The 18408-nt window shown below is 33.0% G+C and carries 17 protein-coding genes; 15 read left to right on the top strand and 2 right to left on the bottom strand.

The annotated features are described in order from the left end of the window. Positions 1-5 precede the first annotated feature (5 nt). On the bottom strand, positions 6-389 hold the full coding sequence (locus tag ACM55K_RS14505; protein WP_035672571.1) for an acyl-CoA thioesterase: 384 nt from the start codon (positions 387-389) through the stop codon (positions 6-8). 69 nt (positions 390-458) lie between these two features. Here ACM55K_RS14505 and ACM55K_RS14500 point away from each other — a divergent pair, with 69 nt between their 5' ends. The 15 genes from ACM55K_RS14500 to ACM55K_RS14430 all read left to right on the top strand — a co-directional run bounded on the left by ACM55K_RS14500 (position 459) and on the right by ACM55K_RS14430 (position 16535). Beyond that, positions 459-863: a glyoxalase gene (locus ACM55K_RS14500; RefSeq protein WP_416851067.1), complete on the top strand. Its 405-nt coding sequence runs from the start codon at positions 459-461 to the stop codon at positions 861-863. A gap of 229 nt (positions 864-1092) precedes the next feature. Further along, the gene (locus ACM55K_RS14495) at positions 1093-1806 is read left to right on the top strand and encodes an esterase family protein (RefSeq protein WP_416850984.1); all 714 of its coding nucleotides are present in this window, start codon (positions 1093-1095) and stop codon (positions 1804-1806) included. Between the two features lie 18 nt (positions 1807-1824). After that, positions 1825-2772, top strand: a complete 948-nt coding sequence (locus tag ACM55K_RS14490) for an ATP-grasp domain-containing protein (protein WP_416850983.1) — start codon at positions 1825-1827, stop codon at positions 2770-2772. 84 nt (positions 2773-2856) lie between these two features. Next, positions 2857-3963: a carboxylate-amine ligase gene (locus ACM55K_RS14485; RefSeq protein ID WP_416850982.1), complete on the top strand. Its 1107-nt coding sequence runs from the start codon at positions 2857-2859 to the stop codon at positions 3961-3963. A 41-nt stretch (positions 3964-4004) separates the two neighbouring features. After that, positions 4005-4835, top strand: a complete 831-nt coding sequence (locus ACM55K_RS14480) for a type 1 glutamine amidotransferase (protein ID WP_416850981.1) — start codon at positions 4005-4007, stop codon at positions 4833-4835. Between the two features lie 15 nt (positions 4836-4850). Next, positions 4851-6041, top strand: coding sequence for a hypothetical protein (locus ACM55K_RS14475; RefSeq protein ID WP_416850980.1), 1191 nt, complete (start codon positions 4851-4853; stop codon positions 6039-6041). 482 nt (positions 6042-6523) lie between these two features. Next, a complete protein-coding gene (locus ACM55K_RS14470) occupies positions 6524-7084 on the top strand; it encodes a gluconate 2-dehydrogenase subunit 3 family protein (RefSeq protein WP_416850979.1) in 561 nt (186 codons plus the stop codon). Positions 7085-7189: 105 nt separating this feature from the next. Further along, on the top strand, positions 7190-8893 hold the full coding sequence (locus ACM55K_RS14465; protein ID WP_035672590.1) for a GMC oxidoreductase: 1704 nt from the start codon (positions 7190-7192) through the stop codon (positions 8891-8893). Positions 8894-8903: 10 nt separating this feature from the next. Beyond that, a complete protein-coding gene (locus ACM55K_RS14460; protein ID WP_416850978.1) occupies positions 8904-10067 on the top strand; it encodes a Gfo/Idh/MocA family protein in 1164 nt (387 codons plus the stop codon). A 35-nt stretch (positions 10068-10102) separates the two neighbouring features. Beyond that, entirely contained in the window at positions 10103-11155 is a 1053-nt protein-coding gene (locus tag ACM55K_RS14455; RefSeq protein ID WP_416850977.1) for a sugar phosphate isomerase/epimerase family protein, read from the top strand. Positions 11156-11249: 94 nt separating this feature from the next. Then, positions 11250-12716, top strand: coding sequence for a Gfo/Idh/MocA family protein (locus ACM55K_RS14450; RefSeq protein ID WP_416850976.1), 1467 nt, complete (start codon positions 11250-11252; stop codon positions 12714-12716). Positions 12717-12740: 24 nt separating this feature from the next. Beyond that, a complete protein-coding gene (locus ACM55K_RS14445; protein ID WP_416850975.1) occupies positions 12741-13424 on the top strand; it encodes a 3-keto-disaccharide hydrolase in 684 nt (227 codons plus the stop codon). Between the two features lie 75 nt (positions 13425-13499). Further along, positions 13500-14741 carry a nucleoside permease gene (locus ACM55K_RS14440; protein ID WP_416850974.1) on the top strand — a complete coding sequence of 414 codons (1242 nt, stop codon included), beginning with the start codon at positions 13500-13502 and terminating at the stop codon, positions 14739-14741. A gap of 11 nt (positions 14742-14752) precedes the next feature. After that, a complete protein-coding gene (locus tag ACM55K_RS14435; RefSeq protein WP_416850973.1) occupies positions 14753-15640 on the top strand; it encodes a hydroxypyruvate isomerase family protein in 888 nt (295 codons plus the stop codon). 19 nt (positions 15641-15659) lie between these two features. Beyond that, positions 15660-16535, top strand: a complete 876-nt coding sequence (locus ACM55K_RS14430; RefSeq protein WP_416850972.1) for a sugar phosphate isomerase/epimerase family protein — start codon at positions 15660-15662, stop codon at positions 16533-16535. A 207-nt stretch (positions 16536-16742) separates the two neighbouring features. On the opposite strand, the gene ACM55K_RS14425 is transcribed toward ACM55K_RS14430, so the two are convergent. Beyond that, the gene (locus ACM55K_RS14425; RefSeq protein WP_416850971.1) at positions 16743-18398 is read right to left on the bottom strand and encodes a M1 family metallopeptidase; all 1656 of its coding nucleotides are present in this window, start codon (positions 18396-18398) and stop codon (positions 16743-16745) included. Positions 18399-18408: the final 10 nt, after the last annotated feature.

Raw genomic sequence — 18408 nt, 5'->3', positions numbered from 1 at the left:
GTAATCTACAAACGATCCTTAACAAATTCAATTTCAGTTTTCCCGTGTGCTTTTGGTTTTCCATCAGCGCCCAAACTTACCATTGTAGTATGGTCAATTGTGATAATTGTTTCTCGTGTCATCATGTTTCTAGCCTCACATTTTAGCGTAAGTGAAGAATTTCCAAATTTGACAACATCAATACCAATTTCTATAATATCACCTTGTTTTGCTGAACTTCTAAAATTGATTTCAGACATATGTTTAGTGACAATTCTTGTGTTTTCTAATTGGATGATGGTGTACAACGCTAATTCTTCATCAATCCAAGCTAATAATTTACCTCCAAATAAGGTTCCGTTTGGGTTTAAATCTTCTGGTTTTACCCATTTTCTAGTGTGAAATCTCATAATTTTTCTTTATATCTGCAAAAATAAACTTTTCTTATGGCTATTTTCTTTATTTTTAAAGAAAAAACCATGAACGAACGCGATACTTTTTTAAAAGAATTCCGAGGACAAACAATAGGATCCGTAACTACTCAATCTTCAATAGAGGAATCATTTCAAAATGAAGTGCTTAGGCCAATTTTGAAATTGCAAAACGATTTATTCATAGCTTCATTCATTAATTATGTGGTAAAAAATAAAGCTGATTTTTATGGTTATACTTCCGAAAAAAAATTATCAGTTATAGAAAATGCTATTCAAAAAGACATCAAGTTTAGAAATGCTTTAAAAGGAATGATAATCGCATTATTTACAGCCGATGAATATGCTGAGTATATAAAAAATTCATCTAATATCAACAAAAGGATGATGAGTATGCTTATCGAACGATTAAAAAACCAAGTCCAATTGTTTGAGATCAATCAAGACATATAATCTGATTTATTTATTGTAGTCCATTCAAAGACGCTATTTAGAAATCACGATATGTTAAATTGAATTGATTTGTTGTCTATAATTTAAAAAAAAGACCCTTATTGATGTAAATATTACAATTAAATTATGATTTAATAATCGCAATGTTTTTTATAATAAATATTAGTTAAGTAAAATTATTTATGCTATCGGTTCGGTTTTTTTCATTATAATTGTTAAAAATAAAGTTATGAAGGAAGAATATTTCAAATGGCATTCCCCCAATCTGGGTAAAGATATTGAAATGCTAGTTTTTGGACATGCAGGATATCCTGTAATCTTATTTCCTACTTCTATGGGCAGTTACCATGAAAATAAAGATATGGGGTTGATTGATTCTGCAAACTGGTATATTGAACAAGGTTTAATCCAAATATTTTGTCCGGACAGTATCGATAAAGACAGTTTTTACAATAAACAAATTCATCCTGTACATCGCATAGAAAATCATGTTAGATATGACAAAATGATTTGTCATGAAATCGTTGAAAAAGTAAAAAACAATACCTCTTCCGGAAAAGTTGTTGTTGCGGGTTGCAGTTTTGGCGGGTATCATGCCGCTAATTTCGCGTTTCGACATCCAGGTTATGTGAGTCATATATTTTCCATGAGTGGTGCTTTTAATATCAAGAGTTTTATGGATGGTTTTCATAATGATGATGTGTTTTACAACAGTCCGGAAGATTATTTATATGGACTTAATGATCATGAATTGTGGAATATGGATATCGTTCTGGGAACCTCAAATTGGGATATTTGTTTTGATGCAAATCTAAAACTAAGTAAAGTGTTAAGCGACAAAAATATGCATCATTGGCTGGATATTCGTCAGGAGCGAAAACACGATTGGCCAGTTTGGCAAGAAATGTTTCCACATTATTTATCAAGAATTAAATTTTTTTAAAAGTATAAACGTAGCAAGATGAAAAAAATAGGAATTTTATTTGGAATGGAAGACACCTTTCCGCAAGCATTTATAGATCGCGTAAATTCAAAAAACGAAAAAGGAATCATTGCCGAAGCAGTTGCTGTTGATAAAGTAGTTCAAAATCAAGATGGAGAATATGCTGTAATTATTGACCGAATTTCACAAGATGTTCCCTTTTATCGTGCTTATTTAAAAAATGCAGCCTTAACAGGAACAAATGTTATCAACAATCCATTTTGGTGGAGTGCTGATGATAAGTTTTTCAATAATGCTTTGGCAGATACTCTTGGAGTTCCACTTCCTAATACGGTTATACTTCCATCTGCGGAACATCCTACAGATACCACCGGAAAATCATTCCGCAACCTAAAATACCCAATGGATTGGGAAGGAATCTTTGAATACATTGGTTTTCCAGCGTATATGAAACCTTATGCTGGTGGCGGTTGGAAAAACGTATATCGATTGGAAAATAAAGAAGAGTTTTGGGAAAAGCATCAGGAAACGGGACAATTAGTGATGATGCTGCAAGAAGAAATTGTCTTTACAGAATATTTCAGAGTGTATTGTTTGGGTTGTAAAGCGGTTCGAATTATGCAATATGAACCTAGAAATCCACATCATTTGCGTTATGTGATTGATGGACCACCGGTAGATAAAAAATTATTGGCAACTATAAAAGACTACACTTTACGCCTTTGTAAAGGATTGGGATATGATTTCAATACAGTTGAGTTTGCCGTTCGTGATGGAATACCGTATGCAATTGATTTTGGAAATCCTGCTCCTGATGCTGAATTGACTTCGGTAGGTGCTGAGAATTTTGAATGGGTAGTTGAAGAAGCTGCAAAAATGGCTATCGCTGCCGCAAAAAAACAAAAGCCGGGTAAAATCAATCTTACTTGGGGAACTTTTATTAAAGACGCCGTAGCTGTAAAATAAAAATTATAGATAAACGGAATTGCCTAGCCCCGATTATAGAAAGATTGAAACGAAAAGAGGGAAATAGCTCCTAAAAAAAAAATAATGAAAAAATTACCAGTTTTCACACTTGGTGTAGAAGAAGAATATCAAATTATAGATCCGGTAACAAGGGATTTGCGTTCACATTTGTCTAAAATTGTAGATGGCGCCAAAATAATTTTGAATGAACAGGTAAAGGCCGAAATGCACCAATCGGTTGTGGAAGTAGGTACTAATATTTGTAATAGCGTCACTGATGCCAAAAACGAAATTAGATTTTTGCGTTCCAAAATTGTTGAATTAGCCGATAAACAAGATTTGATTGTGGGCGGTGCCGGGACGCATCCTTTTTCGAAATGGCAAGATCAACCTATTACTGATGATCCTCGTTATCATGATATTGTAAATGAATTGCAAGATGCAGCACGTTCCAATTTAATTTTTGGAATGCATTGTCATGTGGGTATTGAAAACCGTGAAATTGGATTGCAACTGATGAATCAGGCGACTTATTTCTTGCCTCATATTTTTGCGCTTTCGACGAATTCTCCTTTTTGGGAAGGAAGACAAACGGGCTATAAATCCTTTAGAACAAAGGTTTTTGATAAATTTCCAAGAACTGGATTGCCCGAATATTTTGATTCGGTTGGATCGTATGAGAATTATTTAGAGACATTGGTAAAGACCAATTGTATCGATAATCCAAAGAAAATTTGGTGGGATTTACGATTACACCCGTTTTATAATACGATAGAATTTAGGATTTGTGATATGTGTTTAACTGTAGATGAAACAATTTGTATTGTTGCGATAATTCAGGCAATTGTAGCTAAACTCTACAAATTGAATATGAACAATACCAGTTTTAACATCTATCGATTGGCTTTAATAAAAGAAAATAAATTTAGAGCTGCACGTTATGGAATTGACAATAATATGATTGATTTTGGATTGCAGAAAGAAGTTGAAACCAAGATGCTTATCCTTGAACTACTTGATTTTATTGATGATGTAGTTGATGAATTAGGAAGTCGTGAGGATATTAATTATGTACATACAATTTTGAAAAACGGAACGGGAGCAGATAAACAATTAGCTGTTTTTGAAGAAACGGGAGATCTTTGCAGAGTCGTAGACTTTATAACTGGTGAATTTACCAAGGGATTGTAAAATATAAATTACCTTTGTGCATTCTTTTTTAAAAATAGGTTATGTCCAATAAAATTATAAAAATTGCTCTTTTAGATATGTATAACGGTGAACCAAATCAAGGTATGCGTTGTATTATTGATGTAGTGAATCGGTTTAGTCCCGTTGTGAGTTTTAAAATATTCGATGTTCGTGTAAAATGTGAATTGCCAGATATTAACAAGTTTGATATTTACATTTCAACCGGAGGACCTGGGAATCCATTAATTGGTGATGGGAATTGGGATGTTAAATATTATGAATTTATTGATTCATTGAACAAATGGAACAATGAAAATGCAATTAAAAAACATGTACTATTTATTTGTCACTCTTTTCAAATGGCATGTTTGCATTTTGGTTTAGCGACTGTTACCAAAAGAAATGATACTTCTTTTGGTGTTATGACCATTCATAAAACAAAAGAAGGACTTGTTGATCCACTTTTTGAAGGATTAGCGGATCCGTTCTATGCGATTGATTCCAGAGATTATCAGGTTATACAACCTAAGTTGAGTATTTTTGCTAAAAAAGGGGCTAAAATTATTTCTTTGGAGAAAATTAGAGACCATATACAATACGAACGTGCAATTATGGCAGTTCGTTTTACCGACTATTTTGTAGGTACTCAATTTCACCCGGAAGCCGATCCCATTAGCTTTGTTTCTCATTTGAGAAATAAAGATGCAAAAGAGAAAATCAGAGCTATGAAAGGAAAAAGAAAGTTTAGAAATATGCTGGAAGATTTATTGGATGACGATAAAATATACAGAACCAATGAAACTTTGATTCCAAATTTCCTTCGAATAGCCATTAATGACTTGATGAAAACAAAGAAAATGCTTTCTAATTAATACAATCCATTCCAAATGATTTCAAAATATCGGGAGTTATTTAATGCTCAATTTACAGAAAAAAAATATCAAGAACTCAAAGATGATATTGCTTCCGATTTTAATTATATGCCTACTTTTCGATTGGGTGAAACACCTTTTTTTATTTCAAATGAACTAAAATCGCAATTGATTGAAGGTAGCAATCAAGTTATAGCTTTAATTCAAAACGAATCTTTTAAGTCACTTACAAATAAATCATTAGAGTTAAATCATAAGGTTCCAAATGAAGACGAGCACACTACTTTTTTAGCAATTGATTTTGGAATTTGCGAAGAAGACGGAGTGATTATCCCTAAACTAATTGAAGTGCAAGGATTCCCTTCTTTGTATAATTATCAAATTAATTTGTATGAAAAATTTAAGAAACAGTATCCTTTTCTTAGCGAATTAACTCCTTTTATTAATAACATTGAACAACAAGAATACCTAGATATACTTGAAGAAGCGATTTGTAACAATCATCCAAAAGAAAATGTTATTCTTCTTGAAATAGAACCGGAAAAACAAAATACAAAAATCGATTTTTATTACTGTCGCAGAGATATTGGAATACCAATAGTTTGTGTTACTGAACTTTTAAAAAAAGGAAAACAACTATTCTACAAAAATGAAAAAGGGGACGAAATTCTGGTAAAACGAATTTATAATCGTGTTATTTTTGATGAATTGGATTTACGTACTGATTTAAAATTAAATTTTCATTTCTCAGATGATTTAGATGTAGAATGGGCAGGTCATCCTAATTGGTTTTTTAGAATCAGTAAATTCATTTTGCCATTTTTAAAAGGAAAATATTTCATAGAAACTACACTATTAAGTGAACTCAAAGAAATTCCCGAGGATTTAGAAAATTATGTTTTAAAACCTTTGTTTTCTTTTTCAGGAACGGGTGTTATTTTTCATGTAAAAAAAGAAGACATCGAAGGGGTAGTTGAAAAAGAACTTTATATTCTTCAAAAAAAGGTCAACTATATCCCTATAGTACAATCTCCTGAGGAAAAAGTAAAAGCTGAAGTACGTATGCTTTGTGTTTGGAAGAAAGAAGATACCGCTCCTACGCTACTTTGTAACTTAGTCCGATTGAGTCGCGGTGAAATGATCGGCGTAAAATTCAATAAAGACAAGGATTGGGTTGGCGGTACCCTGGGATTATTTGAAAGATAAATCTGTTTTATATTGACAGCATCACTCGATTAAAGTAAATTCATTTTTTGTTTCCATATCTTAAATACTAAAGCATCTTTTTTTACAATTAATCACCGTTATATTATTTCTAGTATTTTAAATACTTTTTAAGATTAAGTTTTTTGAAGTAAATGTCATTTTAACGCATTGACATTAGTTTTATTGAAAATAAAATTTTATTTTGTAAGATAAAGAATGTTAAATATACTAATAAATGCCTCCTGAGATAATTTTAACTGTATCAGGTATTTTTAAAATCTAATTTTTTTCTTGTTTTAATTGATTAGTCTTACACTTTAATGAATTTTTCAAAGTGATTTACTTAATAATTTACAAATTATTGAATTCTGTCAATAATTTAACATTAAAAAAATGAATCTATCTTATTTTTATTTATTATTGTATTGTTATAATAAATGCATAATATTCAATAATCATTAATACTTTTAATAATTTAGTAAATGGATAGACGTAGAGCAATCAAAAACTTGGCGTTGGTGCTGGGAGGTGTAATCTCAGCCACAACAGTTGGAATTTTAATTAAAGATATTGTAATTCCTGACAACGAAAATAGTAATGTATCGTTTTCTGCTACAGACGAAGAACTTTTAGCCGAATTTGCTGATATTATTATTCCAACTACAAAAGCTGCACCTGGAGCTAAAGCTGCTGGTTTAGGACCTTTTATTCCTATGATGATTAAAGAGTGTTACCCTGCAGATTTACAACAAACATTCGCAACCGGAATGAAAGAGATGGAAGAAAAATGTCAAAAGGAATATAATAAAAATTTCATTGCATTGTCCCCTGAAGAACGTGTTAAAATAATGGAACATTTAAGAACTGAATCGCTTGTTGATATTAAAAAACCTTCCTTTTTTATTCTAGCTAGAGACTTAACAATTCTAGGATACTTTTCATCAGAAATTGGTTGTACGCAAGCTCGTGAATATTTAGCCGTTCCTGGTCGATATGACGGAAATGCGGATTACAAGCCTGGACAAAAAGCTTGGGCTACTTAGAAATTAATTGACTATAGAAATCCTTTTTAATAAATTATTTAGGATTTTAGCAATTTAATTTTTTCGAAATATTATCTTCAAATTAACCAAATAGAACTCCCTAGAATGAATATAAATTCAAATTTAAAAGAAGAAAATACTTATGACGCGATTGTTGTAGGTTCAGGAATAAGTGGTGGTTGGGCTGCAAAAGAACTAACTGAAAAAGGATTAAGAGTTTTGATGTTGGAACGTGGAATGAACATCGAACATATAAAAGATTACGATTCTGCCATGAAAAATCCATGGGAATTTAAGCATGCCGGAAAAATGACCGAAGAGCAAAAAAGAACGCATCCTGTTCAAACAAGAGATTATCCATATAGTGAGGCAAATGAAAAATGGTGGGTAAATGATTTAGAATGCCCTTATACCGAAGATAAACGTTTTGACTGGTACAGAGGTTTTCATGTAGGTGGAAAATCCTTAATGTGGGGACGTCAAAGTTACCGTTTAAGTGATCACAACTTTGAAGATAATGCTAAAGATGGGCATGGTAATGACTGGCCTATTCGTTATAAAGATATTTCTCCTTGGTATGATTATGCAGAAAAATTTGCAGGAATCAGTGGTCAAGCAGAAAATTGGCCTCTTTTACCTGATGGAATATTTTTACCTCCAATGGATTTGAACTGTGTGGAGAAATCTGTTAAGGAAAGAATGGAAAAGCATTATAAAGGAACCCGTATTCTTACCATTGGACGTACAGCAAATTTGACTGTTCCTCATAATGGTCGCGGGAATTGTCAATATAGAAATTTATGCAGTCGCGGTTGTCCGTTTGGGGCTTATTTCAGTACACAATCAGCTACTCTTCCTGCTGCTATGGCAACTAAACGATTAACTGTAAGACCCTACTCTATCGTAAATCATATCATTTATGATAAAGATACTAAGAAAGCAAAAGGGGTTATGGTGATTGATGCAGAAACAAATGAAACTATGGAGTTTTATGCTAAAATTGTTTTTGTAAATGGTTCAACTTTAGGTTCAACATTTATTTTATTAAATTCAACTTCAGAAGCACATCCGGAAGGATTAGGTAATGCCAGTGGTCAATTAGGACATAATTTAATGGATCATCATTTCCGTTGTGGCGCTTCAGGAAAAGCAGAAGGTTTTGAAGATAAATATACTTATGGCCGAAGAGCAAATGGTATTTATGTTCCAAGATATCAAAACATAGGCAATGATAAAAGAGATTATTTAAGAGGCTTTGGTTATCAAGGTGGTGCCAGTAGAAATCCTTGGCATGAAGAAGTTGCCGAATTAGCTTTTGGTGGTGATTTTAAAGATAAAATGAGTCTACCGGCTGATACATGGAATATGGGATTAGGTGGTTTTGGTGAAATGTTACCTTATTATGAAAATAAGGTTTATATCAACCATGATAAAAAAGACAAATGGGGTCAACCGGTATTAGCCATTGATTGCGAATACAAAGAAAATGAGAAAAAAATGCGTATTGACATGATGAATGATGCTGCGGAAATGCTTGAAGCATCAGGAATTAAGAATGTAGAGACGTATGATAATGAATGTTATCCCGGAATGGCCATCCACGAAATGGGAACTGCCAGAATGGGTAACGATCCTAAAACTTCTGTTTTAAACAAATGGAATCAAATGCATGAAGTAAATAATGTATTTGTAACAGATGGTTCTTGTATGCCATCAATTGCTTGCCAAAATCCATCATTGACCTTTATGGCATTAACGGCTAGAGCTTGTGATTATGCAGTAAAAGAATTAAAAAAAGGGAATATTTAGTATACAAAAGATGAATAGAAAATTAAAAATGGGTATGGTCGGTGGTGGCCAAGATGCTTTTATAGGTGCCATTCACCGCTTAGCCGCCAATATGGATGGACTTATAGAATTAAGTTGTGGTGCATTAAGTATAAAACCAGAAACTGCAATTGCATCAGGAAAAGCCTTGTTTCTCCCTGAATCAAGAATATACCTGACTTATGAAGAAATGTTTAAAGCTGAAGCAGCATTGCCAGCTAATGAGCGAATGGATTTTGTGACTATCGTTACTCCCAATTTTGCGCATTTTGCACCTGCTATGATGGCTTTAGATTATGGTTTTAATGTCGTAATCGAAAAACCAATCACTTTTTCATTAGAAGAAGCCAAACTTTTAGAACAAAAAATAAAAGAAACAGGATTAATCCTTTGTTTGACACATACTTATTCTGGTTACCCAATGGTAAAACAGGCAAAGGCAATGGTAAGAGAAGGCAAACTAGGAAAGATTAGAAAAGTTTGGGTAGAATACCCTCAAGGATGGTTGAGTAAATTATCCGAAAGAGAAGGAAATGCACAAGCTGCTTGGAGAACTGATCCAACAAAGGCAGGGAAAAGCTCTGTAATGGGCGATATTGGAACTCATGCAGCTCATTTAGCAGAATATATTACAGGATCTAAGATTACAGATGTATGTGCAGAATTAAATACACTAGTTGAAGGACGTGTAATGGATGATGATGGAGCCGTAATGTTAAAATTTGATAATGGTTCCAAAGGAGTTTTAATGGCGTCTCAAGTTGCTGCAGGAGAAGAAAATGCTTTAAGAATTAGAGTTTATGGTGAAAAAGGTGGAATCGAATGGTTGCAACACGACCCCAATACTTTAATTGTAAGATGGTTAGATGAGCCTGCACAAATTTTAAGAGCAGGCAGTAATTATGCACATCTATCCTCATTCGCTACACATAATTGCCGTACACCCGGAGGACATCCGGAAGGCTATTTAGAAGCATTTGCCAATATCTACCGTAATTTTGCATTAACACTTGGTTGCAAATTAGATGGTAAAGAACCTACTCCAGAAATGTTAGATTTCCCTTCTGTTGAAGATGGATTAAGAGGTATGGCATTTATTGATAACGTAGTAGTTTCAGCACATTCAGATCAAAAATGGACTCCTTACGTTTTGTAGTAAAAGGGTATTCATAAAAAAATTAAAATAAATAAATGACAACAATACAAGGTCCTGCAGTATTTTTAGCTCAGTTTATTGGTGATGAAGCTCCTTTTAATTCCTTAGATGGAATTTGTAAATGGGCAGCTAATTTGGGTTTTAAAGGTATTCAAATGCCAACATTAGATACTAGATTCATTGATTTACAAAAGGCAGCTGAAAGTAAAACCTATGCGGATGAATTAAAAGGCACCATTGCATCATACGGATTAGAAATCACTGAATTATCAACCCATTTACAAGGTCAATTAGTCGCAGTTCATCCTGCTTACGATGATTTTTTTGACGCTTTCGCACCAAAAAATGTTCACGGAAATTCAAAAGCAAGACAAGAATGGGCTGTTCAGCAGTTAAAATATGCTGCAAAAGCATCTAATAATTTAGGTTTAAATGCGCATGCCACTTTCAGTGGTTCTTTACTTTGGCAGTATTTTCATCCATGGCCTCAGCGACCACCTGGTCTAGTTGAAGATGGATTTGCAGAGCTGGCCAAACGCTGGTTGCCTATCCTAAATGAATTTGATCAAAACGGTGTTGACCTTTGTTATGAGATTCATCCCGGAGAAGATTTATTTGATGGTGAAACCTATGAAATGTTCTTAAAAGCTGTAAATAATCACTCCAGAGCATGTATTTTATATGATCCCTCCCATTTTGTTTTACAACAATTAGATTATATTCAATATATCGATTTTTATCACGAACGAATAAAAGCATTTCATGTTAAGGATGCTGAATTTAACCCAACAGGAAAACAAGGTACTTTTGGAGGTTACCAAAGTTGGGCTAATCGTGCAGGACGTTATCGTTCCCCTGGAGATGGACAAATTGATTTTAAAACTATTTTTAGCAAATTAGCGCAATACGATTATAAAGGTTGGGCCGTTATGGAATGGGAATGTTGTATTAAAAATCAAGAAGATGGTGCTCGGGAAGGTGCTGAATTTATAAAAAAGCATATTATAAAAGTAACGGATAAAGCCTTTGATGATTTTGCAGCAATAGAGACGAACAAAGCATTTAATATGAAAAATTTGGGATTATAAAAAAATCAAAGCTTAACTCAAATTAGACAGTAGTAAAATCTAAAGCACCAACAACAAATTTCTATATTTCATAATAAACAATAAAGATCTTATAATGAGTATAAAAAAAGAAGACGATAAAGAAAATAAAATCATAACGAATCGTCGTGATTTTATAAAAACAAGTGCTTTGGCTGCTGCTGCCTTTATGATTGTTCCACGACATGTTTTGGGAAGAGGTTTTGTTGCTCCAAGTGATCGTTTATTAATTGCCAGTATTGGTGTGGGTGGTAAAGGACAATCTGATATTGCTATGTTTGATAAAAGTGGAAAAGCGAATATTGCTTTTCTTTGTGATGTTGATGACCGGAGAGCCTCTAAAAGTGTAAATGCATTTCCTAAAGCCAAATATTACAAAGATTGGCGTGAAATGTTTGACAAAGAACACAAAAATTTTGATGCTGTTTCAATAGCAACACCAGACCATAATCATGCGATACAAACTCTGGCTGCTATGCAATTAGGAAAGCATGTTTATGTTCAAAAACCATTAACGCATGATATTTATGAAGCTCGTATATTAACTCAAGCTGCTAAAAAATATAAAGTAGTAACCCAAATGGGGAATCAAGGTGCTTCTAACGATGGAACCAGAATAATGAAAGAATGGTATGAAGCGGATTTAATTGGAGATGTTCATACTGTTTATGCTTGGACTGATCGCCCAGTTTGGCCACAGGGTATCCCCTGGCCTACTACAAAAGCAGAAATTCCAAAAGAATTAGATTGGGATTTATGGTTAGGAACGGCTCCTCAAAAAGATTATGTAGATAAATTAGTTCCTTTCAACTGGCGTGGATGGTGGGATTATGGTACAGGTGCTTTGGGAGATATGGGTTGTCATCTTATTGAAGCTCCTTTTAGTGTGTTAAATTTAAAATATGCTAAAGATGTGCAATGTAGCGTTGGATCCGTATATGTTGATGAATTTAAAAGAGGTTATTTCCCACAAAGTTGTCCCCCTTCAAGCCACGTAACTTTAACCTTTCCTAAGACTAATAAAACAAATGGCGATGTAACGTTACATTGGATGGATGGAGGAATTCAGCCTGAAAGACCTTTAGAATTAGAACCAAACGAAATTTTTGGAGACGGAGGAAATGGCACCTTATTTGTTGGTACAAAAGGTAAAATGATGTGTGACACATATGGGATGAATCCTCGTTTGCTTCCTTTGACAATAAATCAAAATGTAAATATTACCCAAAAATACGCCAGAGTACATGACGGAGCAAATGGACATTATAAACAATGGGTTGAAGCTGCTATTGCCGGTCATGGCAAACAAGAATTAAGTTCTCCTTTTGAAATCGCAGGTCCTTTGACCGAGGCTTTGTTAATGGCAAATTTGGCTATCAGAGGATATGATATTCAAAAAGAAACACTTGGGAAAACTAAATATCCGGGTCGATCTGTAAAATTACTTTGGGATAATGACAATATGAAAATCACCAATTTTGATGATGTAAATCAATTTGTGAAACGTGACTACCGCCAAGGCTGGAAAAATTTATCTTTATAAAAATTAATGCTTAACACCTAAATCATGTTAAAAAATATTGTTACCTCTTTAATTCTGATCGCAATGGTACAACTAACAAATGCCCAAATTGGATTTAAACCATTATTTGATGGAAAAACTACAAAAGGCTGGCATAGTTATGGAAAAACTACTGTCGGTACAGCTTGGAAAATTGATGGAAACATATTGCATTTGGAGCCAACTGCAAAAGAAAAAGATCAAGGCGGTGACCTTGTAACAGATAAAGAATATGCTAATTTTCATCTAAAGTTGGACTGGAAAGTAGCTCCGAAATCCAACAGTGGAATCATTTTTTACATTAATGAAAATCCTGAAAAATATAAAAACACGTATGAAACTGGTCTGGAAATGCAGGTTTTAGATAATGATGGGCATCCTGACGGAAAAATAACGAAACACCGAGCTGGAAATTTATATGATTTAATAAAAAGCGATGCTGAGCCAGTAAAAGCTGTAGGTGAATGGAACACCGTTGAAATAATCAGTAAAAAAGGAGAATTAACTTTTATTTTAAACGGAATAACTGTTGTAAAAACAACTCTTTGGGATGAAAACTGGAAAGCACTTGTTGCAGGAAGTAAATTTAAAGTCTGGAAAGATTTTGGAACATTCAAAAAAGGAAAAATAGCTTTACAGGATCACGGTGATGCTGTTTGGTACAGAAATATTGTAATTAAAGAATTGTAATTCGGCGAGATTATTTCGGAAATTACATTAAAAATAAAAACTATTAAATCATTTATATTAACTAACCTAAAACCAATGAATACCACAATCCGAATTAAATTATCTATAATGATGTTCCTAGAATTTTTTATCTGGGGCTCATGGTTTGTAACATTAGGAACTTTTCTAGCAAGCAATTTGCATGCTACAGGTTCAGAAACAGCTGCCGTTTTTTCAACCCAATCTTGGGGTGCCATCATTGCACCTTTTATTATTGGTTTGATTGCAGACCGCTATTTCAACGCCGAGAAAATTTTAGGTATTCTTCATCTAATCGGAGCATTTTTAATGTATCAAATGTATGTTTCAGATGATATAACTTTTTTCTATTCTTATGTTTTAGGGTATATGATTTTGTATATGCCAACATTGGCACTTGTAAATTCAGTTTCTTTTAATCAAATGAATGATCCCGAAAAAGAATTTGCAAATATTAGAGTTTGGGGAACTATCGGTTGGATTTTAGCAGGATTATCGATAAGCTTCTTATTTCATTGGGATTCAGCAGAAGGTGTTACACAGGGATTACTAAAAAATACGTTTCTTTTGGCAGGAATTGCTGCTTTTATTTTAGGAATATTTAGTTTTTCATTACCTAAAACACCGCCTAAAGTTGCTGCAACCGAAAAAATTAAAATTGGTGATATTATCGGTCTTGATGCTTTAAAACTTTTGAAAGATAAAAATTTCGCTGTCTTTTTTATCTCATCAATTCTTATTTGTATTCCATTAGCTTTCTATTATCAAAATGCACACCCCTTTTTAACAGAAGCAGGAGTTGAAAATCCAACAGGAAAAATGGCTATTGGCCAAATATCAGAAGCATTGTTCTTATTATTAATTCCAGTATTTTTCACTCGTTTTGGTTTTAAGAAAACTATTCTGGTTGGTATGTTAGCTTGGGCGATTCGTTATGTCTTGTTTGCTTATGGTAATGGAAGTGAATTGAGCTTTATGCTTATTATTGGTATTGCTTTACACGGTATTTGCTATGATTTCTTTTTTGTATCTGGTCAAATATACACCAACTCAAAAGCAGGTGAAAAATATAAAAGTGCTGCTCAAGGCTTGATAACATTAGCTACTTATGGTATAGGAATGTTAGTAGGTTTTGGTGTTGCAGGTTGGATAACTGATAATTACAAAACTTTGGATGGTACTATAGATTGGAAAATGGTTTGGATTATTCCAGCAGGAATTGCTCTTGCAGTATTTTTACTTTTTGCACTTTTATTTAATGATAAAACTAAAACAGAAAAGGAAATTCCTGCAGTATAAAAAATAAAAATATGAGTACAAATTTAAATAGAAGATCGGCTATAAAAGGAATTCTCGCTGGAACAGCAGCGTTGAGTATTCCTTCTGGATTTTCTGCTTTGGCTATGCCAAAAAACGAAACAGAATCAAGTATGTTAAAAGGAAAGATAAATCACTCTGTTGCTCGATGGTGTTTTAAAGATTTTGACTTAGAAACACTTTGCATCGAAGCAAAAAAAATCGGAATCACAGGAATTGATTTAGTTGGTCCTAAAGAATGGCCAACATTGAAGAAATATGGTCTTGTTTCTACTATGTGCAACGGAGCCGAGATTAATTTAGTTGATGGTTTCAACGATATTAAATTCCATGAAACGCTAATAAAGAATTATACCGAAATGATTCCGCTAGTAGCAAAAGCAGGATTTAAAAATCTTATTTGCTTTAGTGGAAACAAAAGAGACAAGACAGATGAAGAAGGTTGGAATAATTGCGTAATTGGTTTGCAAAAATTAATTCCATTGGCTGAAAAGCATAATGTAACGCTGGTAATGGAGCTTTTAAACAGTAAAATTAATCATAAAGATTATCAATGCGATAAAACATCTTGGGGAGTAGAATTAGCAAAGCGTTTAAATTCTGAAAATTTCAAGCTCCTTTATGATATTTATCACATGCAAATCGATGAGGGTGACGTGATTAGGACTATACAGGATAACCATCAATATATTACACATTTTCATACTGGCGGTGTTCCGGGACGAAATGAAATTGACGAAACACAAGAACTAAATTATATTGCAATAATGAAAGCTATTGCAGAAACTGGTTTTAAAGGATTTGTGGGACAAGAATTTATACCCAAAAATGCGGATAAGATTGGTTCATTGAAAAAGGCTATCACTATTTGTGATATTTAACTAATAAAAAAATTAAGTCATGATAAAAAGAAGAGATTTTATAATAAATAGTGGTTTGGCATTAGGAGCATTAGCAATAGCACCTTCATTTGCTTTTGGAACTATGAAAAAAAATGTAGGGCTACAACTGTACTCTTTAAGAGCAGAATTTCCTAAAGATGTAAAAGGTACTTTGGAGAAAGTAGCTAAAGCAGGTTTTAGTGAAGTTGAAACCTTTGGTTTTTCAGTAGAAAAAGGTTATTTTGGTACATCTGTAAAAGATTTTAATAAGATTTTATGTGATAACGGTTTAAAAGCACCAAGTGGCCATTATGATTTCAGTAAATACATAAAAGATGATTCAACTGATTTTTTAAAAGCTTCCATTGAAGCGGCTAATATACTTGATAGTGAATATGTAGTAGTACCATGGCTGTCTCCAGATTTGCGTGGAAATGGAGGTGATGACTATAAAAAACTAGCACATAAAGTAAATAAAGCTGCTGAACTTTGTAAAGCTTCTGGTTTAAAATTAGCCTACCACAATCATGATTTTGAATTTACTAAATTTGGATCAACAACTGGTTATGAAATTTTATTGAATGAAACGGATAAAAAATTAGTAGATTTTGAATTGGATTTATACTGGGTGGTTCGTTCTGGAAATGATCCATTAAAATTATTCAAAGAAAATCCAGGACGTTTTAAAATGTGGCATGTAAAAGACATGGACAAAGCAAAACCAGAATGGAACACAGAAATAGGAAAAGGTGCAATTGATTTTAAATCCATTTTTGCACAAGCAAAACTTTCAGGAATGAAACATTTCTTTGTAGAACATGAAACAAATTATTATCCAAATCCTATGGAATCTGTAAAAGCAAGTTGTGCTTATGTTAAGGAGAATTTACTCTAAAACTAATATTTAAAAGGACTTCATTACAAACGAAAAGGAAGTTTCAAATAGACAGACCATAAAGCTCAAAAGTTTATGGTCTATTTGAAACTTCCTTTTTATTTTACGAATAGGTAAAGATCTACAATATGAGTTAAAACCTATTTTGAAGAAATAAAAAAGATTGTATCCTCAATTTTATAAGATAAATACAACCTTTTCTATATTTTACTCCGTTATATTAAAACCTGCCACATAGAAATTTTTGTCAATTTCTAGTTTTGGATTTTCAGTTTTAGCTGGAATGTCCTTCCATTCCGTTTCTGGTTTCAGCAATTCTTCTTTTCCATTCAAAATTACTTTTACAGGCATATTGAAATCTGGAACACAGTTTGTCCAACGATACCCAAGGTGATTGTCTTTGAAAAAATATTCTAATGTTGGAATTCTGATATCTCTCAAATATTGGTTGAAGAATGAATTTAACTCTATTCCAACTTGTTGACTTAAGTAGTCTTCAATTTGTTTTGTGGTAACCGTTTGATGGTAAAAAGTACTATTTAATCCTCTTAAAATAGTTCTCCATTTGGAGTCATCATTTACAATTTGCCGCAAAGTGTGTAGCATATTTGCCCCTTTATAATACATGTCACTGGAGCCTTCATTGTTGACATCATATTTTCCAATTATTGGTTTATCATTTGCAATATTTTTTCTAATCCCCCTTACATAAGTATACCCTGCTTCCTTGCCATAATAATATTCAAGGAAAAGACTTTCAGAATAATCCGTAAAACTTTCATGTATCCACATGTCAGCAATATCTTTATAAGTAATATTATTGGCAAACCATTCATGACCTGATTCATGAATAATGATGTAATCAAACTTTAAACCCCAACCCGTTCCGCTCAAATCTCTTCCTAAATATCCATTTTTAAAACCATTGCCATACGTTACGCTACTTTGATGTTCCATTCCTAAATAGGGAGCTTCTACTAGTTTATAACTGTCTTCATAAAATGGATAAGGTCCAAACCAATGCTCGAAAGCTTTCAACATTCGAGGTACGTCTTGAAATTGCCTTTTCGCTTTGTTAAGATTGTCTCTCAATACATAATAAGTACAATCTAAATCTCCTTTTTCTCCTTTGTATTTTTCTGAAAAGGTGACATAATCACCTATATTGATATTTACGCCATAATTATTGATGGGATTTGACACAACCCAATTGAATGTTCTAGATCCATCATTCATTTCTTTTACACTTTGTAAACGACCATTGGAAACATCCATTAAACCTTTTGGAACATTTACACTGATTAGCATGCTTTCTACTTCATCATACATATGGTCTTTGTTCGGCCACCAAACGCTAGCACCTAAGCCTTGACAAGAAGAAGCTATAAAAGGATTTCGATTACTGTCTTTTTTCCAAGTTATCCCACCATCCCATGGTGGATTTACGGCAACTTTAGGTTTTCCTCCATAAAACACAGTAAGTTCTTTTGTTGAACCAATTTTTTGAGGAGCTATCAATTCAATGAAAAAAGCATTTCCATCTCTTTTGTATTTTAAAGCAATACCATCTTGAATGACTTTAGATATCATCATTGGATTCTGCAAATCAATTTGCATGATATTGTATTCTTTTAATACTAAATATTTTATGGTATTAGAACCTGTAATAGTGCTGTCAGTAGGATTTACTTTAATGTCCAAGTGATAATATTTTACATCCCACCAAGCTCTTTCTTTTGTAATACTTCCTCGTAATGAATCCTGGCGGATAAAAACTTGTTCTTTCTGTCCAAGAAGCCCTTGTGCATGAGCACTATTAAAAACAAAAAATGAAAAACAAATGAGACTTAAATATCTTTTCATGAATTTAAAA

Origin of the sequence: Flavobacterium arabinosi (assembly GCF_048158725.1) — a bacterium.
In the GTDB taxonomy this organism is placed as follows: Bacteria; Bacteroidota; Bacteroidia; order Flavobacteriales; family Flavobacteriaceae; genus Flavobacterium; species Flavobacterium arabinosi.
This window is presented reverse-complemented; position numbering and strand designations above follow the sequence as displayed.

Coding starts and splice junctions, on each gene's coding strand:
- ACM55K_RS14505 (WP_035672571.1), bottom strand. CDS start 389: ATGAGATTTCACACTAGAAAATGGGTAAAACCAGAAGATTTAAACCCA.
- ACM55K_RS14500 (WP_416851067.1), top strand. CDS start 459: ATGAACGAACGCGATACTTTTTTAAAAGAATTCCGAGGACAAACAATA.
- ACM55K_RS14495 (WP_416850984.1), top strand. CDS start 1,093: ATGAAGGAAGAATATTTCAAATGGCATTCCCCCAATCTGGGTAAAGAT.
- ACM55K_RS14490 (WP_416850983.1), top strand. CDS start 1,825: ATGAAAAAAATAGGAATTTTATTTGGAATGGAAGACACCTTTCCGCAA.
- ACM55K_RS14485 (WP_416850982.1), top strand. CDS start 2,857: ATGAAAAAATTACCAGTTTTCACACTTGGTGTAGAAGAAGAATATCAA.
- ACM55K_RS14480 (WP_416850981.1), top strand. CDS start 4,005: ATGTCCAATAAAATTATAAAAATTGCTCTTTTAGATATGTATAACGGT.
- ACM55K_RS14475 (WP_416850980.1), top strand. CDS start 4,851: ATGATTTCAAAATATCGGGAGTTATTTAATGCTCAATTTACAGAAAAA.
- ACM55K_RS14470 (WP_416850979.1), top strand. CDS start 6,524: ATGGATAGACGTAGAGCAATCAAAAACTTGGCGTTGGTGCTGGGAGGT.
- ACM55K_RS14465 (WP_035672590.1), top strand. CDS start 7,190: ATGAATATAAATTCAAATTTAAAAGAAGAAAATACTTATGACGCGATT.
- ACM55K_RS14460 (WP_416850978.1), top strand. CDS start 8,904: ATGAATAGAAAATTAAAAATGGGTATGGTCGGTGGTGGCCAAGATGCT.
- ACM55K_RS14455 (WP_416850977.1), top strand. CDS start 10,103: ATGACAACAATACAAGGTCCTGCAGTATTTTTAGCTCAGTTTATTGGT.
- ACM55K_RS14450 (WP_416850976.1), top strand. CDS start 11,250: ATGAGTATAAAAAAAGAAGACGATAAAGAAAATAAAATCATAACGAAT.
- ACM55K_RS14445 (WP_416850975.1), top strand. CDS start 12,741: ATGTTAAAAAATATTGTTACCTCTTTAATTCTGATCGCAATGGTACAA.
- ACM55K_RS14440 (WP_416850974.1), top strand. CDS start 13,500: ATGAATACCACAATCCGAATTAAATTATCTATAATGATGTTCCTAGAA.
- ACM55K_RS14435 (WP_416850973.1), top strand. CDS start 14,753: ATGAGTACAAATTTAAATAGAAGATCGGCTATAAAAGGAATTCTCGCT.
- ACM55K_RS14430 (WP_416850972.1), top strand. CDS start 15,660: ATGATAAAAAGAAGAGATTTTATAATAAATAGTGGTTTGGCATTAGGA.
- ACM55K_RS14425 (WP_416850971.1), bottom strand. CDS start 18,398: ATGAAAAGATATTTAAGTCTCATTTGTTTTTCATTTTTTGTTTTTAAT.